Source organism: Micromonospora sp. IBSANI012 (assembly GCF_052814045.1).
In genome coordinates this window covers 1446931-1473282 of sequence record NZ_CP199933.1, presented here as the reverse complement: position 1 = coordinate 1473282, position 26352 = coordinate 1446931, and the positions used below count along the sequence as shown (strand labels likewise).

Annotated in this window: 19 protein-coding genes; 9 read left to right on the top strand and 10 right to left on the bottom strand. The window is 74.4% G+C overall.

Annotated features, from left to right (window positions below):
* The 3 genes from ACTWM8_RS06965 to ACTWM8_RS06955 all read left to right on the top strand — a co-directional run bounded on the left by ACTWM8_RS06965 (position 1) and on the right by ACTWM8_RS06955 (position 1945).
* Entirely contained in the window at positions 1-531 is a 531-nt protein-coding gene (locus ACTWM8_RS06965) for a carboxymuconolactone decarboxylase family protein (RefSeq protein ID WP_154943340.1), read from the top strand.
* A 158-nt stretch (positions 532-689) separates the two neighbouring features.
* Positions 690-1148 (top strand): PRC-barrel domain-containing protein, encoded by a 459-nt coding sequence (locus ACTWM8_RS06960; RefSeq protein ID WP_446213092.1) that lies wholly within the window; start codon positions 690-692, stop codon positions 1146-1148.
* 98 nt (positions 1149-1246) lie between these two features.
* Positions 1247-1945: a tyrosine-protein phosphatase gene (locus ACTWM8_RS06955; RefSeq protein WP_446214485.1), complete on the top strand. Its 699-nt coding sequence runs from the start codon at positions 1247-1249 to the stop codon at positions 1943-1945.
* 82 nt (positions 1946-2027) lie between these two features.
* Here the strand turns inward: ACTWM8_RS06955 and ACTWM8_RS06950 are convergent, their stop codons facing one another.
* Together ACTWM8_RS06950 and ACTWM8_RS06945 are read right to left on the bottom strand one after the other, a co-directional pair.
* Positions 2028-3125, bottom strand: coding sequence for a branched-chain amino acid aminotransferase (locus ACTWM8_RS06950; protein ID WP_179803511.1), 1098 nt, complete (start codon positions 3123-3125; stop codon positions 2028-2030).
* A 231-nt stretch (positions 3126-3356) separates the two neighbouring features.
* Positions 3357-4388: a 3-isopropylmalate dehydrogenase gene (locus ACTWM8_RS06945; RefSeq protein WP_446213091.1), complete on the bottom strand. Its 1032-nt coding sequence runs from the start codon at positions 4386-4388 to the stop codon at positions 3357-3359.
* Between the two features lie 221 nt (positions 4389-4609).
* Here ACTWM8_RS06945 and ACTWM8_RS06940 point away from each other — a divergent pair, with 221 nt between their 5' ends.
* Positions 4610-5485 (top strand): FAD:protein FMN transferase, encoded by an 876-nt coding sequence (locus ACTWM8_RS06940; protein WP_446213090.1) that lies wholly within the window; start codon positions 4610-4612, stop codon positions 5483-5485.
* 359 nt (positions 5486-5844) lie between these two features.
* Positions 5845-6201: a hypothetical protein gene (locus ACTWM8_RS06935; protein WP_446213089.1), complete on the top strand. Its 357-nt coding sequence runs from the start codon at positions 5845-5847 to the stop codon at positions 6199-6201.
* 63 nt (positions 6202-6264) lie between these two features.
* Here the strand turns inward: ACTWM8_RS06935 and serA are convergent, their stop codons facing one another.
* Positions 6265-7863: a phosphoglycerate dehydrogenase gene (serA, locus tag ACTWM8_RS06930; protein WP_154943335.1), complete on the bottom strand. Its 1599-nt coding sequence runs from the start codon at positions 7861-7863 to the stop codon at positions 6265-6267.
* A gap of 269 nt (positions 7864-8132) precedes the next feature.
* Between serA and ACTWM8_RS06925 the strand changes: the two genes are divergently transcribed.
* Positions 8133-9674 carry a hypothetical protein gene (locus tag ACTWM8_RS06925; protein ID WP_446213088.1) on the top strand — a complete coding sequence of 514 codons (1542 nt, stop codon included), beginning with the start codon at positions 8133-8135 and terminating at the stop codon, positions 9672-9674.
* 268 nt (positions 9675-9942) lie between these two features.
* Here the strand turns inward: ACTWM8_RS06925 and ilvC are convergent, their stop codons facing one another.
* From ilvC to ACTWM8_RS06905, 4 genes are all read right to left on the bottom strand, one after another.
* A complete protein-coding gene (gene ilvC, locus ACTWM8_RS06920; RefSeq protein WP_088963576.1) occupies positions 9943-10956 on the bottom strand; it encodes a ketol-acid reductoisomerase in 1014 nt (337 codons plus the stop codon).
* Between the two features lie 54 nt (positions 10957-11010).
* The gene (gene ilvN / locus ACTWM8_RS06915; protein WP_446213087.1) at positions 11011-11526 is read right to left on the bottom strand and encodes an acetolactate synthase small subunit; all 516 of its coding nucleotides are present in this window, start codon (positions 11524-11526) and stop codon (positions 11011-11013) included.
* Positions 11526-13409, bottom strand: coding sequence for an acetolactate synthase large subunit (locus ACTWM8_RS06910; protein WP_446213086.1), 1884 nt, complete (start codon positions 13407-13409; stop codon positions 11526-11528). Before ACTWM8_RS06910 ends, ilvN begins: the two co-directional genes overlap by 1 nt.
* A gap of 236 nt (positions 13410-13645) precedes the next feature.
* Positions 13646-15997, bottom strand: coding sequence for a putative bifunctional diguanylate cyclase/phosphodiesterase (locus ACTWM8_RS06905; protein WP_446213085.1), 2352 nt, complete (start codon positions 15995-15997; stop codon positions 13646-13648).
* A 110-nt stretch (positions 15998-16107) separates the two neighbouring features.
* On the opposite strand from ACTWM8_RS06905, the gene ilvD reads away from it, so the two are divergent.
* Positions 16108-17955, top strand: a complete 1848-nt coding sequence (ilvD, locus tag ACTWM8_RS06900; protein WP_446213084.1) for a dihydroxy-acid dehydratase — start codon at positions 16108-16110, stop codon at positions 17953-17955.
* 389 nt (positions 17956-18344) lie between these two features.
* On the opposite strand, the gene ACTWM8_RS06895 is transcribed toward ilvD, so the two are convergent.
* The gene (locus ACTWM8_RS06895) at positions 18345-20837 is read right to left on the bottom strand and encodes a glycoside hydrolase family 2 protein (protein WP_446213083.1); all 2493 of its coding nucleotides are present in this window, start codon (positions 20835-20837) and stop codon (positions 18345-18347) included.
* 271 nt (positions 20838-21108) lie between these two features.
* On the opposite strand from ACTWM8_RS06895, the gene ACTWM8_RS06890 reads away from it, so the two are divergent.
* A complete protein-coding gene (locus tag ACTWM8_RS06890) occupies positions 21109-22128 on the top strand; it encodes a LacI family DNA-binding transcriptional regulator (protein ID WP_088963584.1) in 1020 nt (339 codons plus the stop codon).
* A 25-nt stretch (positions 22129-22153) separates the two neighbouring features.
* Here ACTWM8_RS06890 and ACTWM8_RS06885 read toward each other — a convergent pair whose 3' ends face one another.
* Entirely contained in the window at positions 22154-24739 is a 2586-nt protein-coding gene (locus ACTWM8_RS06885; protein ID WP_446213082.1) for a putative bifunctional diguanylate cyclase/phosphodiesterase, read from the bottom strand.
* Positions 24740-24952: 213 nt separating this feature from the next.
* On the opposite strand from ACTWM8_RS06885, the gene ACTWM8_RS06880 reads away from it, so the two are divergent.
* Positions 24953-25327 (top strand): PH domain-containing protein, encoded by a 375-nt coding sequence (locus ACTWM8_RS06880; protein WP_446213081.1) that lies wholly within the window; start codon positions 24953-24955, stop codon positions 25325-25327.
* Positions 25328-25333: 6 nt separating this feature from the next.
* Here the strand turns inward: ACTWM8_RS06880 and ACTWM8_RS06875 are convergent, their stop codons facing one another.
* On the bottom strand, positions 25334-26260 hold the full coding sequence (locus ACTWM8_RS06875; RefSeq protein ID WP_446213080.1) for a 2-hydroxyacid dehydrogenase: 927 nt from the start codon (positions 26258-26260) through the stop codon (positions 25334-25336).
* Positions 26261-26352 lie beyond the last annotated feature (92 nt).

Here is a 26352-nt window from a genome sequence, read left to right as displayed (position 1 = left end):
ATGGGTCTGGACGCGGTCAAGGCGGCTCTGCCCGAGTACGCCAAGGACATCAAGCTCAACCTCGGCTCGACCGTCGGCACCTCGACCCTCAAGCCGGAGCAGGCCTGGGGCACCGCCCTGGCCTGCGCGGTCGCGGCGCGTAACCCGGTCGTGCTGAAGGAGATCGCCGACGAGGCGACCGCCCACCTCACGCCGGAGGCGATCGAGGCCGCCAAGGGCGCCGCCACCATCATGGCGATGAACAACGTCTACTACCGCGCCAAGCACCTGATCGGCGACGACCAGTACGCCTCGATGCCGGCCCGGCTGCGGATGCAGATCATCGCCCGGCCGGGCGTCGACAAGGGCGACTTCGAGCTGTGGTGCCTCGCCGTCTCGGCGATCACCGGCTGCGGCGTCTGCCTGGAGTCGCACGAGAAGGCGCTGCGTGGTGCCGGGTTCACCCGGGAGCAGGTGCACGAGGGGCTGCGCATCGCCGCCGTCGTGCACGCCGCCGCGGTGGCCCTCGACGCGCAGGCCGCCCTGGCCTGACCTGGTACGCCCCGGTGGGCCGGTGCCGCGATCGCGGTGCCGGCCCACCGGCGTTGCGGGGCCCGTGGTGTTAGAAGGGTCCGGTCGGGGTACCTGTTTTGTGGACACGGAAGACGATCCCTCCACAACGACGGAAACAGTCGGGACAGGAGTTACCCATGGACAGGCTCGACCCGCACAGCACGCACGGCACCACCGAGCCGGTGCTCGACGGCGGTCAGGGAGCCTTCGCCGGGGGTGCGCCCACGGGCGCCTTCAACCCGTGGAGCTACCGCGACGAGGCCGGGGTGGCCGACGCCGACCTGGTCGGCTACAAGGTCGAGGCCACCGACGGCGGCATCGGCAAGATCGACAGCGCGAGTCACGAGGTCGGCGGCAGCTACCTGGTCGTCGACACCGGGCCGTGGATCTTCGGCAAGAAGGTCATGCTGCCGGCCGGCATGGTGAACCAGGTCGACCACGACGACCGCAAGGTCTACGTCGACCGCAGCAAGGACGAGATCAAGGCCGCGCCGGAGTACGACGAGACCAGCCACAGCGACCCGGCCTACCGGGACAAGCTGGGCGGCTACTACGACGAGAGCTACGGCAACCTGCCCCCGGGCACCGCACGCTGACCGAGGCAGCCAGTGACGGCCGGTGGGGTGACCCCACCGGCCGTTACCGTGTCAGGGTGGACGCCATCGAGGTCAACCGCAGGATCCCCTTCTCCGCCATGTTCAACTTCCGCGACGTCGGCGGCTACTCCGGCCACGACGGCCGTACCGTCCGCTGGGGCCGGCTCTACCGCTCCGACTCACCGCACCGGCTCGACGGGGCCGACCGGGACGCGTTCGTCGCCCTCGGCATCCGGACCGTGATCGACCTGCGGCGACCGTCCGAGGTGGAACGGGACGGCCGGGTGCCGGAGTTGGACGGGCTCGCCTACCGGCACATCCACCCCGAGCACGCGGACTGGGCGCAGCGCCGGTACGAGCCGGGGTCCAACCTGGCCCGCTACCTCGCCGACCGGTACGCCGACCTCGCCCAGACCGGCACCGCCGGGCTGGCCGAGGCGGTCGGGCTGATCGCCGACAGCGCGACCGCCCCGGTGGTCGTGCACTGCGTCGCCGGCAAGGACCGCACCGGTATCGTCTGCGCGCTCACCCTCTCGGTGCTCGGCGTGAGCGACGCCGACATCACCGAGGACTACGCGCTGAGCAGCGAGGCGTCGGCCCGGTTCAGCGCCTGGCTGGCGGCCACCGCCCCGCACACGGAGGAACCGCCCCCGCCGTTCCTGGCCTCGCCGGCCGAGGCGATGGCGCTCTTCCTGACCGAGCTGCGGGAGGGGCACGGCTCGGTGGAGGGCTACCTGCGCCACGCCGGAGTGACGGACGACCAGCTCACCGCTCTCCGCGACCACCTGCTCGACTAGCCGGCGGCGCGCCCGGCCGCCCGCAATGCCCGATCGCCGGCCGCGCCGCACACGGCGGCGGGCCGGCGGTCGGCACGAGTGGTCAGAGGACGCGCTGCACCCAGCCGTGCGGGTCCTCGGCCTCGCCGCGCTGGATCGACACCAACTGCTCGCGCAGCGCCATTGTCGACCGGCCCGGCTCGCCCCCGCCGATGAGGAACTCCCCGTCGGGGAAGCGCACCCGGCCGATCGGGGTGATCACCGCGGCGGTGCCGCAGGCGAAGACCTCGCGCAGCCGGCCGCTGGCGGCGTCGGCCTGCCAGTCGGCGAAGCTGACCGGCCGCTCCTCGACCCGGTGCCCGGCGGCGGCGGCCAGGGTGAGCACCGCGTCGCGGGTGATGCCGGGCAGGATCGTGCCGGTCAGCGGCGGGGTGACCAGGGTGTTGTCGTCGTAGACGAAGAAGACGTTCATGCCGCCCAGCTCGTCGACGAACCGGCGCTCCACCGCGTCGAGGAAGACCACCTGGTCGCAGCCGGCCTCGATCGCCTCGGCCTGGGCGGCCAGCGAGGCGGCGTAGTTGCCGCCGCACTTCGCCGCGCCGGTGCCACCGGGCGCCGCACGGGTGTAGTCCGGGGAGACCCAGACGGTGACCGGCTTGACCCCGCCGGCGAAGTACGCCCCGGCCGGCGAGGCGATCACGCAGTAGAGGTACTCGTTGGCCGGGCGGACGCCGAGGAAGACCTCGCTGGCGAACATGAACGGCCGCAGGTAGAGGCTGGCGTCCGGCCCATCCGGGATCCACTCCCGGTCGATCTCGACCAGCCGGCGCAGCGACTCGACGAACGTCTCCGCCGGCAGCTCCGGCATGGCCAGCCGCTGGGCGGAGGCGATGAACCGGTTGGCGTTGGCCTCGGGGCGGAACATGGTGACCGCGCCGTCCGCCGTCCGGTACGCCTTGAGCCCCTCGAAGATCTCCTGCGCGTAGTGCAGCACGGCGCTGGCCGGATCCATCGGGATCGGCGCGCGCGCCTCGACCCGGGCGTCGTACCAGCCCTTGCCCTCGGCGTAGCGGATGGTGACCATGTGGTCGGTGAAGACCCGGCCGAAGCCCGGGTTGGCCAGCAGGGCGGCCCGGTCGGCGGCGGATACCGGTGCGGGATTCGGACGGATCTCGAAATCGAGCTTGTCACCACCGCTCATCGCGCTGACCTCCCTGCGGGTCGACGGCGTGCGGGACCGCACACCGAATCACTGGTGCCAGAAACTTACCCCGAACGGTCGTTCAGCGGATAGCTCCGCCCCGGCGGATCGAACGCCCCGGATGGGGCGCCGCGGGGGTGTGCGGAGCAGCGACGACGGCGGGGCCGAGAAGGCCCGGCCCCGGGTCCGGCGGACCGGGGAGGCGGACCGGTAAAGCGTGCCGGCGGCCGGTCAGGCCACGGCGTGGGCGGCGAGCCGGTCGCCGACCTCCTCGGTGCGCAGCGGTACGCCCGGGGTGCGGTTGGCCAGCTCCACGGCGACGGCGGCGGTCACCCGCGCGGCGGCGTCGGCGTGGCCGAGCTGGTCGAGCAGGAGCGCGGCGGAGAGCACCGCGGCCACCGGGTCGGCGAGCCCCTTGCCGGCGATGTCCGGCGCCGAGCCGTGTACCGGCTCGAACATCGACGGGTACGTCCCGTCGGGGTTGATGCTGCCGCTGGCGGCGAGCCCGATCCCGCCGGTGACGGCGGCGGCGATGTCGGTGAGGATGTCGCCGAAGAGGTTATCGGTGACCACCACGTCGTAGCGCTGGGGCTGGGTCACCAGGAACATCGCGGCGGCGTCGACGTGCTGGTACTCGGTGGTCACGTCCGGGTGCTCGGCCGCCACCGCCGCGAAGGCGCGCGCCCACAGCGAACCGGCGTGGGTCAGCACGTTGGTCTTGTGCACCAGGGTGACCTTGCGGCGCTCGCGCCGGGCGGCCCGGGCGAAGGCGTCCCGGACGACCCGCTCGACCCCGTGCCGGGTGTTCAGGCTCTCCTCGGTGGCCACCTCGGCCGGGGTGTCCCGGTGCAGCACGCCGCCGGCGCCCGCGTAGAGCCCCTCGGTGCCCTCCCGGACGACCACCAGGTCGACCTCGCCGGGCTTGACGTTGGCCAGCGGGCCCGGCACGCCGGGCCAGAGCCGCGACGGGCGCAGGTTGACGTACTGGTCGAAGGCGAAGCGGAGCTTGAGCAGCAGGCCGCGCTCCAGCACACCCGGCGGGACCGAGGGGTCGCCGACGGCGCCGAGCAGGATGGCGTCGTGGTCGGCCAGCTCGGTCAGCACCGCGTCGGGCAGCACCTCGCCGGTGCGGTGGTACCGCGCCGCGCCGAGGTCGTAGCGGGTGGTCTCGATCCCGGGGTGCACGGCGTCGAGGACCTTGAGGGCCTGCGCGACCACCTCGGGTCCGATACCGTCCCCGGCCACCACCGCGATCCGTGCCACCTGGCGCTCCTCACCTCGTCGTTCACGTGCACGGTACGTCGCCGTCCCGCCTCCCGGTACGCGTTGTCCAACATTCGGGAAATGCGGATGCTCAGGAGGCTTCCAGGTGACATTCATGGTGCGGTCATGTCCGCTGCCTATGGTCGATGACGAACGGGTCACGGGGGCCCGTGACGGGATTCGCCGCGGTGCTGCGGCGCCGTCGGCGAAGGAGCGGTGTCATGCGGATCGACCAGCGGTACCGACCGGCCGGGACGAACGAGCAGCCCCGCACCCGGTGGGTGGACCAGGCGGCGTTCGGCCGGCGCCGGCCGGACCTGCGGCTCGGCACCAGCAGCCACCGGGTCGACCGCGCCGGCGACGCCGCCGTCGACCGGATCGCCGTCCAGCACACCGTACGCACCAGCACCGCCGAGTACTCGCTGCTGCTCAACGCCCCCGAGCACGTCGGGCGCCGGCTGGTCGGGGACGCGCTGCGCGACGCCGTCGCCGAACTGCGCGCCATCGACCTCACCTACGGCCCCGGCCGGCCCGACAGCCTGGTCTCCCGGCTGCGCCGGGGCGAGATCGCGCCCGAGTCGTACCCGCCGCTGGCGGACCTGGTGGACCGCTGCGCGGCGATGCGCGCCGCCACCGACGGCTGGTTCGACGCCTGGGCCGTACCCGGCGGTTTCGATCCGGGCGGCCTGCTCAACGGCTGGGCGGTGGAGCGGGCGGCGGCCCGGCTGCGCGCCGCCGGCATCCACGACTACGCCGTGCTCTCCGGCGCGGACCTCACCGTCCGGGGTCACGCCGCGCACGGCGGGCCCTGGCGGGTCGCGGTGCACCACCCGACCGACGGGCGTCGCCCGCCGCTGGTGCTGGAGATGACGGCCGGCGCGGTCGGCACCTCCGGGGTGACGGGCCGCCGGGACCACGTGGTCGACCCGCACACCGGCGAACCCGCCGACCAGCTGGTCGCCGCCACCGTCGTCGGGCCCGACCTGGCGGTGGCGGACGCCTACGCCACCGCGCTGTACGCGGCCGGCCCGACCGGGCTGGCCTGGTTCCGCAACGGCTCGGGATATCAGGCGCTCTTCGCCCACCGGCGTCGCTGAGCGCGGCGGAGGCACGTCGGCCGACCGGTGGAGGGGGTCCACGGGTGGCGCGGTCGGCGGGCCCGCGATCGGCCCCCACGGTCTCGGCAACGACCGTGGAGGCCGGTCAGCGACGAGTGCGCGTGGCTCGCGCAATCGAGGGGTGCGGACCGGTCGGCCGGAACGCCTGACCTCGTCACCCGAAGACGGGCCGAACGCTCGACTCGGCCGGCGACCGCACCGGTACGCTAGCGAATCGACGCAACTCGACGCAAGAGTCTCCACAGCGGACCGTCTTGGACGGACCTCGCGTCACCTCGGAGTCGGTCGTCGGCGGGTCCGCTGCATAACGGTGAACGGCGGATGGCACGCTGTCCGCCGTGAGTTTCGATCTGAGCGTGTGGGCCCTGCCTGACGGGGCCACGCCGGAGGACGTCCGGGCGGCGGTGCGGCGGTGCCGCGAGGGACGCCACGGTGACCGGCACCCCGACCCGCGGGTCGTCGCCTTCTACCGGGCCATCACCGCGAGCTACCCCGACCGGCCGGCCGGACCGGGTACGCCGTGGGAGGTCGCACCGCTGCACGCGGCCGGCGACCACGTCGAGCTGAACCTCGTGCCGACCTGCGAGGACCAGGTGCTGCTCGACATCGAGCGGTTGGCCGGCCAGCACGGCCTGATGCTCTTCGACGCCCAGGACGGCTCGGTCTATCCGCCGCCGTCCCGCGTCGCGGGCTGACCCGCCGTACGGCGAGGGGCCCGGCCGAGACGGCCGGGCCCCTCTGCGTCGTGCCTGCGGGTACTACTCGTCGCGCAGGTCGGCGGCGCTGGCCGAGGTCGCGCCGATCGAGTCGGCCGCCGAGGTGAGCAGGTCCGCCCCGAGCGCCTGGTCGACGGTGAGGGTCATCAGCGTCTCGCCGCCGGCCTCCCGACGGGCCACCTGCATGGCGGCGATGTTGACGCCGGCCTCGCCGAGCAGGGTGCCGACGGTGCCGACCACGCCCGGCCGGTCGACGTAGCGCAGGAAGAGCAGGATGCCCTCCGCGCCGATCTCCACGTCGAAACCGTCCACCTCGGTCAGCTTGATGACGTCACGGGTGCCGGTGTTGGTGACGGTGCCGGAGACGCTGACCGTACGGCCGTCGGGCAACGCCCCACGGACGGTGACCAGGTTGGGGTGGTCGACCGTCTCGGCCTGCGTCGCGAGGGTCACCTCGACGCCCCGCTCGGCGGCCAGGTGCGGCGCGTTGACGTAGGTGACCTGCTCCTCCACCACCGAGCTGAACAACCCCTTGGTGGCGGCGAGCTTGAGGACCGACACGTCGTGGTTGACGATCTCGCCGCGCACCTCGACGGTGACGCTGGCGGCCACCCCGCCGGCGACGGCGGTGAAGGCCCGGCCCAGCTTCTCGGCCAGCGGCAGCAGCGGGCGGACGTCCTCGGCGACGACGCCGCCGGCCTGCACGTTGACCGCGTCCGGCACGAACTCGCCCTGCAGCGCCAGCTTGACGCTCTTCGCCACGGCCAGCCCGGCCTTGTCCTGCGCCTCGTGGGTGGAGGCGCCCAGGTGCGGGGTGGCCACCACGTTGTCGAAGGCGAACAGCGGCGAGGAGGTGCAGGGCTCCTTGGCGTACACGTCGACGCCGGCGCCGGCGACCCGGCCCTCGGCGATCGCGTCGGCCAGGGCCTGCTCGTCGACCAGGCCGCCGCGGGCGGCGTTGACGATCCGGACGCCGGGCTTGACGACGGCCAGCTCCTTCTCACCGATCAGGCCCACGGTCTCCGGAGTCTTCGGCAGGTGGATGGAGATGAAGTCGCTCTCCCGCAGCAGCTCCTCCAGGCCCACCAGGCGGACGCCGAGCTGGGCCGCCCGGGCCGGCTGGATGTAGGGGTCGTACGCGATGAGCCGGGTGCCGAAGGCGGCGATGCGCTGGGCGAAGAGCACGCCGATGCGGCCCAGGCCGACCACGCCGACGGTCTTGCCCTGCAGCTCGACGCCGGTGTACTTGGACCGCTTCCACTCCCCCGCCTTGAGCGCGGCGCTGGCCGCGGCGGTGTTGCGCGCGACGGCGAGCAGCAGCGCGACCGCCTGCTCGGCGGCGGAGACGATGTTGGAGGTGGGAGCGTTGACGACCATGACGCCCCGCGCGGTGGCGGCCGGCACCTCGACGTTGTCCAGCCCGACGCCGGCCCGGGCGACCACCTTGAGCCGCGGCGCGGCCGCGATCGCCTCGGCGTCGATCTGGGTGGCGCTGCGCACGATCACCGCGTCGGCCTCGGAGAGCGCGGAGAGCAGGGCCGGGCGATCGGTGCCGTCGACGTGGCGTACGTCGAAGTCGTGGGCGAGCACCTCGATGGCGGCGGGAGCGAGTTCTTCGGCGATCAGTACGACAGGATTCATCGGTCCTCGTAGACGTCGTATGCGGTCGGCCTGGGGCGTCGGGACGCCGCGCTGCGCCCTGCGCTGATCCGTGCCATGGCCGGGTCAGGTGCCGGCTACGCACCTACCAGGGATCGTAGGTGGCGCGATGCCCGACGTGTCCCGGACGGCGGGGTGAGGGCCCTCACACAGCGTCGTAGCCCGCCCGTCATCCCGCGTTCACCCGGCGCATCCGGTGGCGCGGCCCGGTTACAACGGAGCGCAGCACCTTCACGGGGAGGGAGCCGGCCGTGTCGCCCACCGTCCGCATCGCCCTGCTGCGCCGGCTGGCCCGGCGGGCGCCGCTCCGGTTCGGCCCGCCGCTGGCCGAGGCGTTGGTCACCCGGTCCCAGCACGTGGGCACCCGGCCCAGCGCCGCCGCCACCGCCCGGCGCACGGCCGCCGCCGACGAGGCGGTCGCGCTCTACCGCCGGCTGGACCGGCAGCAGCCCGGCCGGCACCGCACCAGCCTCGCCCGGGCCCTGGTGGCGCAGGCCGCCGTCCCGGACGACCGCACCGCGGCGTCGGCCGCCGCACAGTGCCGGGAGGCGATCGGGTACGTCGAGGACACCACCGACCGCGCCGCGCTGCTCGTGCTCGCCGAGGCCCGCCGGCTGGCGGCCGTGCACCTGCACACCTGCGGAGCGGTACGCGAGGCGCTGCCGCTGGCGTTCGGCGCCCGGGCGATCTGGCGGCGGATCGGCCCCCGGGGCACCGACGAGCGGGTGCGCTCGGCGTTGACGCTGGGCGTGATCGGGGACTGCCAGGCGAGGCTGGGCCGGCAGGAGGAGGCGCTGGCCGTACGGCGGGAGGCGCTGGCGCGGCACCGGGCGCTGCCCCTGCTGCGCCGGGCCCGGTACGCCCCGGCCGGCCACCAGCTGGCGATCGGGTTGGCCGAGTCGCTGGTCGCGGCGGGACGGCACGCCGAGGCGTCGGAGCTGGTCACCGAGGTCCGTACCGAGCTGGCAGCGCCGCTCTGGCTCCGGCTGCACCCACCGTCCCGGCCGCGACTGGCCCGGGTGCTGAGCATGCTGGCCTGCTGTCAGGACGCCCTGGGCGACCCCGGACAGGCCCACCGGAGCGCCGACGAGGCGGTCGCCCGCTGGCGGGTGACGGTGGCGGCCGGCCCGCGCGGCCGACAGGGTGGGTTGGCCGACGCTCTGCTCACCCTCGCCGGGCTGCTCGCCCGGGCGGGACGGCGGGACGAGGCGGCCGACCGGCTCGCCGAGGCGGTCGAGCTGGCCCGCGACGTCGACGACGACGTGCTCGTCCGGGCCCTGCTCGACCTGGCGGAGCTGCGGATCGCCGCCGGCGAGCGGGCGTCGGCCGGCGCGCCGGTCGCGGAGGCGGTCGCGGTCTGCCGGGCGTACGCCGAGGAGCTGCCGGAGGTGTGGTGGCCCCGGCTGGTCCGCGCCCTGGCGGCGACGCGTGAGGTGGCGGAGGCGGAGGCGGGCCTGGCCGCCGGCCGGGAGGCGGTGGCGCTGGCCCGGAAGCTGGCCGGGGCCGACCCCCGCTACCGCGACCTGATGGCCGACACCCTCGTGGAGCTGGGCCGAGCGGTCGACGGCGCCGGGGACCCGCTCGGGGCGAGCGACCTGCTGCGGGAGGGCGTGGCGGTCCGCCGCGACCTGTTCGCCGTGGACCCCGACGCCCACCGGCTGCCGCTGGCCGGGGCGCTGGGCGACCTCGCCGCGATCCTGGCCCGCCTCGGCCGCCAGCACGGGGCGGACCGGACGGCCGCCGAGGCAGAGGCGGTTCGCTCCGCCCGACCCGGACCGAATCCCTCCGCCTGAGATCGCACGCAGCGTGACGGCCGCCGACGCGGGACACACTGTGAGCGATATGCCTCAGCGGCATGAATATGACGGTGCGGCATCCGGCTCGACGGGCATCGGAGTTTCCGCGGTGACCGCCGGCTCGGCGGCGACGCAGCTTCTTTCCGTCGGTCCGACGGTCGCGAGCCAACGGTCGCGAGCGCCAACGCGGCCCGCGATCCGACGCCGGGGAGAGCGTCGGGGCGCGGGCCGCGTCGCGGTGGCCCCGCCGGGGCGGGGCCGCGCGTCAGGCGGTCTCGGTGATGGGCCGGTCGACCCAGCTCATCATGGCGCGCAGCTTCTGGCCGGTCTCCTCGATCGGGTGGGCCGCGCCCTCGGCCCGCCACTTGGCGAAGTTCGGCCGGCCGGCCTCGTCCTCGGCCACCCACTCGCGGGCGAACTCGCCGGACTGGATCTCACCGAGGATCTTGCGCATCTCGTCCTTGACCCGGGAGTCGATGACCCGGGGGCCACGGGAGAGATCGCCGTACTCGGCGGTGTCGGAGACGCTGTAGCGCATCCGGGCGATGCCGCCCTCGTACATCAGGTCGACGATCAGCTTCAGCTCGTGCAGGCACTCGAAGTAGGCCACCTCGGGGGCGTAGCCGGCCTCGGTGAGCACCTCGAAACCGGTCTGCACCAGCGCCGCCGCGCCGCCGCAGAGCACCGCCTGCTCGCCGAAGAGGTCGGTCTCGGTCTCCTCGGTGAAGGTGGTCCGGATCGCGCCGGCCCGGGTGCCGCCGATGCCCTTGGCGTACGACAGGGCGAGCTGGAACGCGGTGCCGCTGGCGTCCTGCTCGACGGCGACCAGGCAGGGCACGCCCTTGCCGTCGACGTACTGGCGGCGGACCAGGTGACCGGGGCCCTTCGGGGCGACCATCGCCACGTCCACGTCGGCCGGCGGCTTGATCAGGTCGTACCGGATGTTGAAGCCGTGGCCGAAGAAGAGCGCCTTGCCGGGGGCGAGGTTGGGGGCGATCGCCTCGGCGTACAGGCCGCGCTGCGCGGTGTCCGGCGCCAGGATCATGATGACGTCCGCCTCGGCGGCCGCCTCGGCCGGCGTGAGCACCCGCAGGCCCTGCTCCTCGGCCTTCGGCCGGCTCTTCGAGCCCGCCGGCAGGCCGATCACCACGTCGACGCCGGAGTCGCGCAGCGACAGCGCGTGGGCGTGGCCCTGGCTGCCGTACCCGATCACCGCGACCTTGCGGCCCTGGATCAGGCCCAGGTCGGCGTCGTCGTCGTAGTACACCTCAACGCTCATTGACTTCCCTTTCGTACGGCGGTCCGAGCGGCCCGTCGTGGACTTGTGCGGTGGTCAGGCGGCTCGCAGCGCGGGCCCGGCGGTGATGGAGCGCGAGCCGCGCCCGATCGCCACCGTGCCGGACTGGACCATCTCCTTGATGCCGAACGGTTCGAGGTCGCGCAGCAGCGCGTCCAGCTTGTCGGGGGTGCCGGTGGCCTCGATGGTCAGCGTGTCCGGCGCGACGTCGACCACCCGGGCCCGGAACAGGTTGACCGTCTCCAGCACCTGCGCCCGGGCGTTGCGGTCCGCGCGGACCTTGACCAGCAGCAGCTCCCGGGCCACCGAGACCTGCGGGTCCAGCTCCACGATCTTCAGTACGTTGACCAGCTTGTTGAGCTGCTTGGTGACCTGCTCCAACGGGGACGACTCGGCGTTGACCACGATGGTGATCCGGGAGACGACCGGGTTCTCGGTCTCGCCCACGGCGAGGCTGTCGATGTTGAACCCGCGCCGGGAGAACAGGCCGGAGACCCGGGCCAGGACACCCGGCTTGTTCTCCACCAGGACCGAAAGGGTGTGCAGAGTCATCAGATCTCGTCCTCGTCGAAGGCCGGGCGGACGCCACGGGCGAACATGATCTCGTCGTTGCTGGTGCCGGCGGCCACCATCGGCCAGACCATCGCGTCCTTGCCGACCACGAAGTCGATCACGACGGGCGCGTCGGTGATCGCCATCGCCGCCTCGATCGTCTTGTCGACGTCCTCGGCGGTCTCGCAGCGCAGGCCGACGCAGCCGAGCGCCTCGGCGAGCTTGACGAAGTCCGGGATGCGGTGCTTGTGGGTGCCCAGCTCGGTGTTGGAGTACCGCTCACCGTAGAAGAGGGTCTGCCACTGCCGGACCATCCCCAGGTTGCCGTTGTTGATCACGGCGACCTTGACCGGGATGCCCTCCAGCGCGCAGGTGGCCAGCTCCTGGTTGGTCATCTGGAAGCAGCCGTCGCCGTCGACCGCCCAGACCACCGTGTCCGGCCGGCCGACCTTGGCGCCCATCGCCGCCGGCACGGCGTACCCCATGGTGCCGAGGCCGCCGGAGTTGAGCCAGGTGCCCGGCTTCTCGTACGAGATGAACTGGCTGGCCCACATCTGGTGCTGGCCGACGCCCGCCACGTAGATCGCGTCCGGGCCGGCGATCTCGCCCAGCCGCTTGATCACGAACTGCGGGGAGAGGGTGCCGTCCGACGGCTCCTCGTAGCCCAGCGGGTAACGCTGGCGCAGGTCGTCCAGCTGGGTCCACCAGTCGGCCAGGTCGGACCGGTGGCCGGCCTTGCGCTCGGCAGTGACCGCCGTGATCAGCTCGTCGATGACGTGCTTGGCGTCACCGACGATCGGCACGTCCGCGTGCCGGTTCTTGCCGATCTCGGCCGGGTCGATGTCGGCGTGCACCACCGTGGCGTCCGGGGCGAACGAGTCCAGCTGGCCGGTGACCCGGTCGTCGAACCGGGCGCCCAGCGCCACGATCAGGTCGGACTTCTGCAGGCCGTACACCGCGGCGACGGTGCCGTGCATGCCGGGCATGCCCAGGTGCTGGCGGTGCGAGTCGGGGAACGCGCCCAGCGCCATCAGCGTGGTGACCACCGGGATGCCGGTCAGCTCGGCGAGCTTGCGCAGGCCCTCGGTGGCGCCGGCCTTGAGCACGCCGCCGCCGACGTAGAGCACCGGCCGGCGGGCCATGGCCATCAGCCGGGCCGCCTCGCGGATCTGCTTGCCGTGCGGGTGCAGGGTCGGCCGGTAGCCGGGCAGGTCCAGGGTGGGCGGCCAGGCGAAGGTGGTCGGCGCCTGGAGGACGTCCTTGGGGATGTCGACCAGCACCGGCCCGGGCCGCCCGGTGGAGGCCAGGTGGAAGGCCTCGGCCAGCACCTGCGGGATCTCCTCCGGGGTCTGGACCAGGAAGTTGTGCTTGGTGATCGGCAGCGTGATGCCCTGGATGTCCGCCTCCTGGAAGGCGTCCGTGCCGATCGAGGGCCGCGCGACCTGACCGGTGATCGCGACCATCGGCACCGAGTCCATGTACGCGTCGGCGATCGGGGTGACCAGGTTGGTCGCGCCCGGGCCGGAGGTGGCGATGCAGACGCCGACCCGGCCGGTGGCCTGCGCGTACCCGGTGGCGGCGTGTCCGGCGCCCTGCTCGTGGCGGACCAGGATGTGCCGCACGGTCGAGTCGTAGAGCGGGTCGTACGCGGGCAGGATCGCCCCGCCGGGGATGCCGAAGACGACGTCGACGCCGAGCGCCTCGAGGGACCGCACGAGCGAGCCGGCCCCGGAGACCTGGGCCGGGGCGGGCTGCTGTACGGCCGGGGTGGCCGCGGCGGCCCCGCGCGGCGCGGGGGTGTGGTCGGCGTCGCCGGCCGGCTCGGTGGCCGTGCGCGCCCGCCGGGCGGAATGGGCGAGTGTCTCTGGCGTGGGTCTCGTCATGGCGGTTCAGGCCTTCGGCTGGAGGGTGGAGGCTCTTTCGACACGTGCGACGCGGGCGGGGCCCGCCCGGTGGAGTCCGACGGCAATAAAAACGGCCCTCGTGCAGATGCACGGGGCCAGCGCACTCTCGGTGAGGGAGAGTGCGCTCAGGTAAGTACTCGCTGCGACGGGATCGACGACATGTGGACCAGCCTGACGCATCTCACGCGATGAGTCAACTGATCCCACATGTTGGTTCACGAACGGGGGACACCGTCTCCTGCCCCGGGCTTGGCGACCGGTCCGACCTGCGCGGATCCTGTCCCACCGACGCGCGGCGCCGGCACCGGCCGCCGAGCGGCGAGCGGCGTGGCCGGCAGCGGCCCCGGCCGGGCGCCGGGCGAGGTGGCGGCGTCCAGCATCGCCTCCAGGTGCTCGGCCGGCACGCCCCAGCCGAAGAGCGCGCCCTGGCCGAACCGGCAGCCGGCGGCGACCACCGCGGCCAGCTCCGTCGGCGTGGTGACGCCCTCGGCGATCACCTCCAACCCGAGCTGGTGCCCGAGGCGCATGACGATGTCGACCATCGGGGCGAAGGCCGGCCCGTCGGTGTCCACCGGGCGGACCGGCTCGTGCTCGGCGACCAGGCTGTGGTCGATCTTCAGGATGTCGATCGGCAGCCGGCGCAGCTGGCCGAGGGACGAGTAGCCCGCGCCGAAGTCGTCCAGCGCGATCCGCACCCCGGTGCGCCGCAGCGCGGTCAGCCGCCGGATCAGCTCGTCGAGGTCGGTGGCGACGGCGTGCTCGGTGACCTCCAGCACCAGCCGCTGCGGCGGCACGTGGTGGGCGCGCAGCGCCTCGGCCACCTGGACGACGTACTCCGGGGCGTGCAGCTCCCGCGGGGAGACGTTGACCGAGACCCAGACGTCGTGGCCGTCGGCCAGCCAGCGGGAGAGCTGCCAGCAGGCCTGGTGGAGCACCCAGGCGCCCAGCTTGGCGATCATCCCGCACTCCTCGGCGAGCGGGATGAACTCGTCGGGGCGGACGTTGCCCAGCTCCGGGTGGTGCCAGCGCAGCAGCGCCTCGGCGCCGACCGGGCGGACCGAGGGCAGCGAGGCGACCGGCTGGAAGACCAGCCGCAGCTCGTCGCGCTCGATCGCGCCGCGCATCTCGTGCTCCAGCCGGGTCCGCCGCAGCAGGAGCTGGTCGTGCGTGCCGTCGTAGCGCTCGATGCGGTTCTTGCCGCGCTGCTTGGCGTACCGCAGGGCCAGGTCGGCGTGGCGCAGCAGGGTCACCGAGTCGGAATCGCCGCACTGCCCGGCCACCCCGATGCTCACCGAGAGGAAGACCGGCCCGCCCGACTGCTCGTACGCCCGGCCGAGCACCCCGAGCAGCCGCTCGGCGACCACGTCGGCGTCGGCCGACCGGCCGCGCATCAGCACGGCGAACTCGTCGCCGCCGAGCCGGGCGGCCAGGTCGCCGGGGCGCAGGTTGCCCCTCAGCCGCCGGCCCACCTCGGCCAGCACCATGTCGCCCACATCGTGGCCGCGCATGTCGTTGACGTTCTTGAAGCCGTCCAGGTCGAGCCCGAGCAGCACGCACCCGACGCCCTCGTCGGCGCAGCGTTGCAGCTCCCGCAGCAGGCCCCGCCGGTTGGCCAGCCCGGTCAGCGGGTCGGTGTGGGCCAGCTCGCGGAAGTGCTTCTCGCGCTCGGCCAGCCGGCCGGCGTACCCGCGCATGTCGTTGAGGGTGAGGTACTGCCGGGCCACCAGCGCGAACCCCTCGACGCTGCCGGCGACGATGCCGAGCGCGTCGAAGCGCCCGCCCTGGGCCAGGTGGTACATCGCCGAGGCCGCCATCGCGAACATCGGGACGAAGGCGTACGCGCCGTCCCGCCGGATCAGGTCGACGTCGACCTGCCCCGGCGCCTCGACCCGGTGCACCGCCAGCGCGACCGCCAGCAGGCCCACGGCGAGCAGCGCGGCGCTGGTCAGGGTCATCCCCGGGCCGCCCTGGCAGACCCCGCCGGCCACGCCCAGCCCGCCGGCGGCGTTGCCGGTGATGCCGGCGCCGAGCAGCCCGAACCGGCCCCGGGGCGGAGCGGCGCGCAGCAGCACGGTCAGGGTCACCCCGACGGTCAGCGCGGCGTTGACCGTGGCCAGCAGGATCGCCGGGCAGGCCACCGGGGTGGCCGACCCGAGCAGCCGGGTCGGCGCGGAGAAGAGCACCCAGCCGACGAACCAGAGGGCCGTCGCGACGATCAGCGCGTCCAGCAGCAGCCGGGCGGTCGCCGGCCGGGACACCACCGCCCCCGGCAGGCGGAGCAGCCCGGCGGCGGCGGCCAGGCCGCTCAGCGTCACCGCGACGGAGATCAGGACGGGCCACCCGGTGAGTCGGGCCGGGTGCGGCGGGTGGTGCGGATCACCGAGCACCAGGCCCACCCCGACCAGCAGGCCGACCAGGGCGAACCCGCCGGCGGCGGCCAGCAGCGCGTACGGCCGGCGGTCCGGGCCGCTGCGACGCCGGACCGACCCGACGAGCAGCAGGGTGGCGGTCACGGCGACCAGGGCGCTGGGGAGCGCGACGGCGACCAGGCCCGGGGGGAAACGCACGTCCTCAACTGTGCCGGATCCGTGCCCCGCGCGGAGCACCGGGTGTGCATCTGTTGGGACACGCTCGGACCGCTGGGGGCCACCGCCGGGACGGTGCCAGACTGGTATGCATGCCTGAGCTGCGGTCGAGGACCTCCACCCACGGTCGGACGATGGCCGGCGCCCGGGCCCTCTGGCGGGCCACCGGGATGACCGACGACGACTTCGGCAAGCCGATCGTCGCCATCGCCAACAGCTTCACCCAGTTCGTCCCGGGTCACGTACACCTGAAGGACCTCGGCGGCCTGGTCGCCGACGCGGTGGCCGAGGCCGGCGGGGTGGGTCGCGAGTTCAACACCATCGCCGTCGACGACGGCATCGCCATGGGCCACGGCGGCATGCTCTACTCGCTGCCCAGCCGGGAGCTGATCGCCGACGCGGTCGAGTACATGGTCAACGCGCACTGCGCGGACGCCCTGGTCTGCATCTCCAACTGCGACAAGATCACCCCCGGGATGCTGCTGGCCGCGCTGCGGCTGAACATCCCGACCGTCTTCGTCTCCGGCGGGCCGATGGAGGCCGGCAAGACGGTGGCGATCGAGGGGATCGTGCACTCCAAGATCGACCTGATCGACGCCATGATCGCCTCGTCCAACGAGGCGGTCACCGACGACCAGCTCGGCGAGATCGAGCGCTCCGCCTGCCCGACCTGCGGCTCCTGCTCCGGCATGTTCACCGCCAACTCGATGAACTGTCTCACCGAGGCGATCGGTCTGGCGCTGCCGGGCAACGGCTCGACGCTGGCCACCCACGCCGCGCGCCGGTCGCTCTTCGTCGAGGCCGGCCGCACCGCCGTGGAGATCGCCAAGCGGTGGTACGACGGCGACGACGCCTCGGTGCTGCCCCGCGCGGTCGCCAGCCGGGCCGCCTTCGAGAACGCGGTCGCCCTGGACGTGGCGATGGGCGGGTCGACCAACACGATCCTGCACCTGCTCGCCGCCGCCCGCGAGGCCGAGCTGGACTTCCAGGTGGCCGACATCGACGCGATCTCCCGCCGGGTGCCCTGCCTGGCCAAGGTCGCGCCGAACTCGCCGCAGTACCACATGGAGGACGTGCACCGGGCCGGCGGCATCCCCGCCATCCTCGGCGAGCTGGACCGCGCCGGCCTGCTCCACCGGGACGTGCACGCCGTGCACTCCCCCTCGCTGCAGCGCTGGCTGGCCGACTGGGACGTGCGGGGCGGCTCGCCGACGCCGGAGGCGGTCGAGCTGTTCCACGCCGCCCCGGGCGGGGTGCGCACCACCGAGCCGTTCTCCACCGCCAACCGCTGGTCGTCGCTGGACACCGACGCGGCCGGCGGCTGCGTCCGGGACCGGGAGCACGCGTACTCGGCCGACGGTGGGCTGGCCATCCTGTACGGCAACCTCGCCCCGGAGGGCTGCGTGGTGAAGACCGCCGGGGTGCCCGAGGAGTGCCTGACCTTCCGCGGTCCGGCGAAGGTCTACGAGTCGCAGGACGACGCGGTCTCGGCGATCCTGGCCAAGCAGGTCGTCGCCGGGGACGTCGTGGTGATCCGCTACGAGGGCCCGAAGGGCGGCCCCGGCATGCAGGAGATGCTCTACCCCACCTCGTTCCTCAAGGGCCGGGGGCTGGGTCGGGCCTGCGCGCTGCTCACCGACGGCCGCTTTTCCGGCGGCACCTCCGGGCTCTCCATCGGGCACGTCTCCCCCGAGGCGGCCTCGGGCGGCCTGATCGCGCTGGTCGCCGAGGGCGACGAGATCGTCATCGACATCCCGGGCCGGTCCATCGAGCTCAACGTTCCCGACGACGTGCTCCAGGCGCGCCGGGTCGCCGAGGAGAAGCGGGATCGGCCGTACACCCCGGTCGACCGGCAGCGGCCGGTGTCGGCGGCGCTGCGCGCGTACGCCTCGATGGCGACGTCGGCCAGCGACGGCGCGTACCGGCGGGTGCCGGAGTGAGCGGCGCCCCGGCGCGGCGGTGACCTCTTTCGGGTGACCGCAGTCGCGCCACGCCCGCGATCGGGTGAACGCCAGCAGGCGTGTCGTGGCGGGGAGGGCGTATGCCTGGTGGGCGATATACCTGAGAGGCATAAATATGACTCAGCGGTATATCGCTCACCGCCGGGTCCGGGTCCGCGCGGGCCACGCTGCGTAGCGGCCGTCGGCCGTGCCGTGCGAGGCGCCACGACCGTTCGGTGCCCGTGGCTGGTCGGAGGACGTCCCCGCGGCCGGCCGACCACGCGTCGGCCGGCCACGGTCGGCCGCACTGCGGGCGGAGCGCTACTCGGCGCGAAGGTTGTCCAGGTCGTGCGTGTCGGGGTCGCCGGCCAGCCGCCGCCCGTCGCGCCTTACGCCGTGGCTCCTTCCGTGGCGGCGGCCGGGACCGCCCGCGTCGCGCCGTCGATGTCGTTGACGCAGCGCAGCACCGGGCGGGCGGTCAGCGCCACCGGGTCCAGCGCCGTGTCGGCCCGCACGGTGAAGGTCGCCGACTCCCCCGGCAGCAGGGTGACCAGCGCCCGGTCGACCTCCGCGGACGGGTCCAACCGGTCCGGGAAGAGGGTCAGGTCGCGCAGCACCGTCCGGGCGGTCACCCGGACCCGCTGGCCGTCCTTCCCGCGCTCGACCGTCGCGTCGAAGCGGGCGGCCGGCCAGTCGATCTCCCGGTCCTCGGCGAAGAACCAGAGGGCCCGCTCGGCCGTGTCGCCGGCCTCGGCGACCAGCAGCTCCCGGCGGGCCTCCTCCGGCCCGGCCAGGTCCGCGGGCAGCGCCAGCACCACCGCCGAGTACGCCGGGACGTCCAGCGGGTACGCCGTCTTCGCCCTCGGCTCACCGGCCAGGGTCAGCCGGGTGACCGTCGCCGGGGCCCGCCACGGCTCGCCGGTCTCGTTGACCGCCACCAGGGCCAGCCCGCCGTCGCGGGGCTGGACGGTGAGCAGCCGGTCAGCGTATGCCCGGCGCAGCGCGTACCAGAGCGGCTTGCGGCGGCCGTCGCCGTCGATCGCCGACCACGAGGTCACCGGCCAGCAGTCGTTGAGCTGCCAGACGATGGTGCCGGCGCAGACGTCCCGGTGCGAACGGAAGTGCTCCACCCCGAGCTGGATGGCCCGCGCCTGGTTGAGCTGGGTGAGGAAGTGCCAGTCGTCGAAGTCGGCCGGCTCGGGCAGGTGGGCGTCGAGTCCACGCTGGAGCTTGGCGTCGCCGTCGGTGGCCTTCTGGTGGTGCGCCATGCCGGGCGAGTCGGGCGCGAGGGGCTCGTCGGTCAGCGCCCGGCGCAGCGTCGCGTACGCCGCGGGTGCCTGGTAGCCGAACTCGGCGACGAAGCGGGGCACGTACTCGCGGTACTTCGGGTAGTCGTCGGTGTTCCAGACGTCCCAGATGTGCATGGTGCCGTGCGCCGGGTCGTTGGGGTGGATCTCCTCGCTGCCCGACCACGGGCTGCCCGGCCAGTACGGCCGGGTCGGGTCCAACTCCCCGACGATCCGGGGCAGCAGGTCGAGGTAGTAGCCCCGACCCCAGGTGCGCCCGGCCAGCGGCTCCTGCCAATCCCAGTCGTACCAGCCCCAGATGTTCTCGTTGTTGCCCGTCCAGAGCACCAGCGACGGGTGGCTGGCCAACCGGGTGACCTGCTCGGCCGCCTCGGCGGCCACCTCGGTGCCGAACGGCTCCTCCTCCGGGTACGCCGCGCAGGCGAAGAGGAAGTCCTGCTGCACGAGGATCCCCCGCTCGTCAGCGAGGTCGTAGAAGTCCTCCGACTCGTACCGGCCGCCGCCCCAGACCCGCAGCAGGTTCACCCCGGCTCCGGCGGCCTGGTCGAGCCGGTGCGCCAGCCGGTCCCGGGTGATCCGGCTGGGAAACGGGTCGTCGGGGATCCAGTTGATCCCGCGGACGAAGACCGGGGTGTCGTTGACGTACAGGGCGAAGGGGGTGCCGTGGGCGTCCGGGGTGGTGTCCAGGCGTACCGACCGGAAGCCGATCCGGCGGGACCACGTGTCCAGGGTCCGGCCGTCCGGCGCGCAGAGCGTGACGTCGAGCCGGTGCAGCGCCTGCTCGCCGTACCCCCGGGGCCACCAGAGCTCGGGGTCGCGGACGGTGAGGGTCGCCACCGCCGTGCGCTCCCCCGCCGGGACGACGGCCTCGACGGCCGCGCCGGCGACGGCGGCCCGGACGGTCAACGGGGTGGCCGCGACCCGCTCCACCTCGACGTGCAGGTCGACCCGTCCCACCCCGCCGGCGACGGTGACCAGCGGACGGACGGTGGCGAGCCGGGCGGTGGACCAGGCGTGCAGCCCGATCTCCTGCCAGATGCCGGCGGTGACCAGGGTCGGTCCCCAGTCCCAGCCGAAGTTGCAGGCCATCTTGCGGATGAACTGGAACGGCTCCGGGTAGGCGTTGGGCCGGTCGCCGAGGGCGTCCCGGTGGCCCTCCGCGTAGCGGTACGCCGAGTCGAACCGGACGGTCAGGGTGTTCGCCCCCGGGCGCAGCAGCGCGCCGACGTCGAACCGGTGGCCGCGGTGCATGTTCTCGGTCCGGCCGACCTCGACCCCGTTGAGGGTGATCGTGGCGACCGTGTCGAGACCGGCGCAGACCAGGTCGACCCGCTCGTCGTCGCCGGGCCGCCGGTCGAAGCTGGTCTCGTAGACCCAGTCGGTGCGCCCGATCCAGGCCAGCGTGGTCTCGTTGTCGTCGACGAACGGGTCGGGGATCAGGCCGGCGGCCAGCAGGTCGGTGTGCACGCAGCCGGGCACGGTGGCGGGCACCGCCCGCCCGGCGATCCCGTCCGGCACCTGCGGCCCCGGTACGGCCCGCAGCGTCCAGCCCTCGTGCAACGTCTGCCGGGTCACGACTTCACCGCGCCTTCCATGACTCCGCTCCCCGACATCGAGAGACGTTGACTGAACCGGATAAGTGGGGACACCGTACGGGCCGGGTCCAGCACTGTCAACGGCCGGTTAACGGGTGTGCTTAACCGCGCAAGTGATCGTTTCAGCAGGTCCGCTGTCCGCCGATCCGGCGGGGCGTTCGCCCGACCGGGTCGGGGTAGCGTGAGGGCCGCCGGTGATCCCGGCGCCGTGGGACCGGCCCGGGGGGCCGCGAGGATTGAGGAGCACGCCGGTGAAGCGGCCGACCATCGCCGACGTCGCGCGACGTGCCGGGGTGTCCAAGGGCGCGGTGTCGTACGCGCTGAACGGGCAGCCGGGCGTCTCGGAGGCCACCCGTCAACGGATCCTGGCCATCGCCACCGAGATCGGGTTCAGCCCGAGCAGCGCCGCCCGCGCGCTCTCCGGCGCCACCGCCAACGCCGTCGGCCTGGCCCTGTGCCGGCCCGCCCGGATACTGGGCATCGAGCCGTTCTTCATGGAGCTGATCAGCGGCGTCGAGGCGGAACTCTCCGCCCGGTCGTACGCGCTCACCCTCCAGGTGGTGGCCGACCAGGAGGCGGAGATCGCGGTCTACCGCCGCTGGTGGGCCGAGCGGCGCGTCGACGGGGTCTTCGTCTGCGACCTGCGCACCGACGACCGGCGGGTGCCGGCCCTGGAGGAGCTGCAACTGCCGGCCGTGGTGATCGGCGGACCCGGCCACACCGGCAGCCTGGCGAGCGTCTGGTCGGACGACGCCGCGGCGCTGGTGGAGACGGTCGAATACCTGGTCGCCCTCGGGCACCGGCGGATCGCCCGGGTGGGCGGCCTGCCCTCGCTGCTGCACACCGAGATCCGTACCGACGCCTTCGCCGAGGTGTGCCGGCGGCTCGGGCTGGCCGACGCCGTCACCGTCTGGTCCGACTACACCGGCGAGGAGGGCGCCCGCGCCACCCGCCGCCTGCTCAGCTCCGCCAACCGCCCCACCGCGGTGATCTACGACAACGACGTCATGGCGATCGCCGGGCTCTCGGTGGCGCAGGAGATGGGGCTGGCCGTCCCCGGCGACCTCTCCATCGTGGCCTGGGACGACTCGCCGCTCTGCCAGCTGGTGCACCCGCCGCTGACCGCGCTGGGGCGGGACATCCCGGCGTACGGCGCGCACGCCGCGCGGCAGCTGCTGGCGGTCATCGCCGGCGAGCCGGTGAGCGGCCTGCAGGACGAGACCGCCCACCTGACCCCGCGCGGCAGCACCGCACCACCTCGGGTCAGATGAACCGGTTCAGCATTTCCTGAACCGCTCAGCGGGAGGCGGACGGGAACTCCTCGAAGTACGCCTCCACCCGCTCCGCCGTGGCCGGCCGGGCCAGCGCGAACCCCTGGCCGTACGGGCAGCCGGCCCGCTGCGCCCGGTCGACGTCGGCGTCGGACTCCAGCTCCTCCACCACCACCGACAGGCCGAGTCGTTCGCCGAGGCTGACCACCACGTCGATCAGCGGTCGCTGCGGGTCGTGCGCCGACCCCACCAGCTGCGGCCGGACCTTGAGCAGGTCGATCGGGAGCCGGCGCAGCTGGGCCAGGGAGGCGTGCTCGGCGCGGAAGTCGTCCAACGCGGTACGCACCCCCAGCGACCGCAGGCCGGCCAGCCGGGCCACCACGGTGGGCAGGTCCCGGCCGATCCGGGGCTCCGCCACCTCGACCACCAGCCGGTGCGCCGGCACCCCGTGCCCGGCCAGCGTGGACGCCACCCCGGGCAGGAAATCCGGCGCCAGCAGCTCTCGGGGGGTCACGTTGACCGCCATCCAGAGCTCCCGGCCCCCGGTCGACCAGCTGGCGAGCTGCCGGCAGGCGCGGTCCAGCACCCAGCGTCCCAGCTCGCCGACGAGGTCGAGGTCCTCGGCCACCGGCAGCAGCTCGGCCGGGAGCACGGTGCCCAGCACCGGGCTGCGCCAGCGCAGCAACGCCTCCGTGCCGACCGGCTGCCGGTCGGCCAGCCCCAGCACCGGCTGGTAGACCAGGTCCAGCTCACCGCGGGTGGCCGCGCCGGGCAGCTCCCGCTCCAGGTCCAGCCGGCGGACCAGCTGCTCCTCCAGGTAGGCGTCGTACCACTCGACCCGGTTGCGGCCGAGCTGGACGGCGCGCCGCCGGGCCAGGTCCGCCTGGCGCAGCGCGTCCTCCGGCCCGGTGCCGGCCAGCTCGGCCAGGCCGACGCTCACCCGCAGCCGCACCATCGACCCGGGCGTCGGGCAGGGCTCGCCGAGCGCGGCGACCAGGCGGCCACCCAGCGCGTACGCCGGCACCGGACCGGCGGCGGTGAGGACGGCGAACTCCTCGCCGGCCACCCGGGCGACCAGGTCGTGCGGGCCGACCACGTCGCGCAGCCGGCGGGCGGCCGTGAGCAGCAGGCCGTCCGCCACCGACGGCCCCGCACCCTCGGTCACCGCACCGAGGCCGTGCACCTCCAGCAGCAGCAGCGCGCCCGAACCGTCGCCCCGCGCGCCGAGCGCCCGCATCAGCTCGCGCCGGTTGGCCAGGCCGGTGAGCTGGTCGGTGGCGGCCAGCCGGTGCAGCTCGCGTTCCAACCGGCGCCGCTCGCCGATGTCGCGCACGTGCAGCACCACCGCGTCGACCTCGGGCACCCCGCGCAGGTCGCTCACGGTCGACTCGGTCTCCCGCCAGCCCCCGTCGCCGGTGGCCATCTGGGCCACCAGCAGCAGCGGCTCCTGGCCGCCCCGGTGCGCGGCCAGCCGGCCGAGCGCGCCCGGCGCGTCGTCCGGGTGCAGCAGCTCGACCAGCCGCCGGCCGCGCACCTCGTCGTCGCGCAGCCCGAACCACCGGGCGCCGGCCGCGGAGAGCCAGCGCACCCGCAGCTCGTCGTCGAGCAGCAGGATCAGGTCGCGGCCACCGGAGACCAGCGCCCGGAAGTGCGCCTCCCGGGCGGCCAGCCGGCTGGCCCAGTGCCGGTTGTCGGCGGCAGTGATCAGCTCCCGCCCGACCAGCGGCGGGATCACCGCGAGCCCGAGCAGGACGGCGGTCGGCGTGAAGCTGCCGACCGCCCAGAGGTGGTACCCGGCGGCGAGGGTGGCCACCGCGGCCGGCGCGGTCACCCGGGGCCAGGCCGGCGGCGGACCGGTGCCCAGGGCCGGATCCCCGGCCGACACTCGCGCCATCCCGGCCGCGGTGAACAGGGCACCCGCCAGCAGCGGCGCGACCGCGGTCAGCGTCGTCACGGCCGGTGCCCGGTAGGCCAGCAGCACCACCAGGTCGGCCAGGCCGAGCAGGGCGGTCGCCGCCCCGGCCCGACAGAGCGCCGCGCCGGGCCGACGCCGCCGCTCGGCCAGCGCGCTCACCAGCAGCGCGGCGAGCCCGCCCGCACCGAGCACCGTGACGGCGCGGGCCAGCGAGGGGACGTCACCCGGCGGCAACAGCACCCAACCGGCGAACAACAGGGCGGTGCCGAGCCCGAGCACGTCGACGGTCCGGCGCAGCCGGACCCGGGGCGCCAGCCGGGACTGGCCGGGGAGCAGGAGCAGGCCGCCGCCGTACAGCAGCGTCGCGGCGGCCAGCCCGGTGGCCGCGACGTTCGCGCGCTGCTCCCCGGCGGCCAGCGGCAGGACGGCGACGGTCAGGCCGACCACCAGCACGGCGGCGTCGAGCAGCGCGGCGGCCCGTCGGCGACGCGGTGCCCGCCGGTCCCGGCCGCCACCGGCGGCGGCCTCCCGGGAGAGTCGGACACCGGCCAGGGCGCAGCCGGCCGCGCCGGCCAGCGTCGCGGCGGCCAGCGGTGGCAGCACGCCGGCCAGGGCGGCGGTGGCCAGCAGTGCGGCCGCCGCCAGCACGGCGGCCACCGCGGGCGCGGGGCGGTGGACCAGGTACGCGTGAGGCACGACGGTCGCCTTCGTGAGGGGGACACGGGGCGGTGCGGCGATGCGGGCGGGACGGGACACAGGACAGATATCCGACACCCACCACCCCCGCCAACGACGGATCCGAACGTCGGTTATGGCCCCCTGCAGTGACGCATGTCACTGCCGGATGGCGCCGGTCACCGTCCACCGCCCGGGCGGAGCGGGGCCGTGCCGGGGTGGGATCATCGGAGGGTGAGTAGCGCCGACACCATCCGCTTCCGGTACAACCAGGCCATCCTGGTCGCGGCGATCGTCGCCTTCATCGGCGCCCTGCCGCTGGCCACCGCCGAGTGGTACCTGCTGCCGGTGCTGCTGATCCCGCTGGCCGTCGCGGTCTGGGCGTGGCGGGCGGGCACCGACGCCGACCGGCGGGGGCTGCGGCTGCGGGCCCTGGCCGGCAGCCGCCGGATCGCCTGGGACCGGGTCGTCGAGCTGACCGCCGACCCCCGCGGGCGCGCCGTCGCCCGCCTCGACGACGGGCAGGAGGTCATGCTGCCCGCGGTGCGCGACACCGACCTGCCCCGGCTGGTCTCCGCCACCGGGCAGCACCTGCCCGGTGAGCGCTGAGCCCGTTCAGTAGCCGTCGGTCACCGTGTTGACCAGCGGCTCCCCCGCGGCGAACCGCCGCAGCTGCGCACCCACCAGCCGGTACGCCCGCGGCAGCAGGCCGCGTACCGAGCCGGCGACGTGCGGGGTGAGCAGCACGTTGGGCAGCTCCCACAGCGGATGATCGGTGGGCAGCGGCTCGGGATCGGTGACGTCCAGCGCGGCCCGCAGCCGGCCGCTGGACAGCTCCGCCACCAGCGCCTCCGTCCGGGCCACCGGGCCCCGGGCCGCGTTCACCAGCAACGCGCCGTCCGGCATCGCGGCGAGGAAGGCCGCGTCCACCATGCCCCTGGTCTGCTCGGTCAACGGCACCAGCAGCACCACCACCTCCGCCTCCGGCAGCAGCCGGGGCAGCTCGTCCACCCCGTGCACGCCGTCGGCCGGGCGGGCGGTGCGGGCGACCAGCGTGACGGTGACGTCGAACGGGGCCAGCCGGGCGTGCACCGCCGCGCCGATCGAGCCGGCGCCGACGATCAGCACCCGCTTGCCGGTCAACTCGTCGGTCGGCGCGACCTCGTCGTACGCCCACTCCCGGCGGGCCTGGGCCCGGGCCATCGCGGGGAAGCCGCGCAGCTGGGCCAGGATCGCGGTGAGCACCCACTCGGCGGTGCCGGCGTCATGCACGCCCCGCGCGTCGCAGAGGGTCACCCCGTCCGGCACCCGGCCGACCCAGGCGTCCGCCCCGGCGGAGAGAAGCTGGACCACCGCCAGGTCCGGCAGCCGCGCCAGCATCGCGGCGGTGTCCCCGGCGGCCAGGAACGGCGGCACCCAGAACCGGACCCCGGCCGGGTCCGACGGCGGGCGTCCCGGGTCCGTCCACGCCTGGACCGTGACGCCCGCGGGCGCCTCGCCGAGCAACCCGACCCCGGCCTCGTGCGGAATCCATACCTTCACGTCCGCCGACGATAGCGACCGCGACCCGACCCGGTCCGGCGGACCGGCTCATCGGGGTCGAGCGGCGGGCGTCACCGCCCGTGGGCGTCACC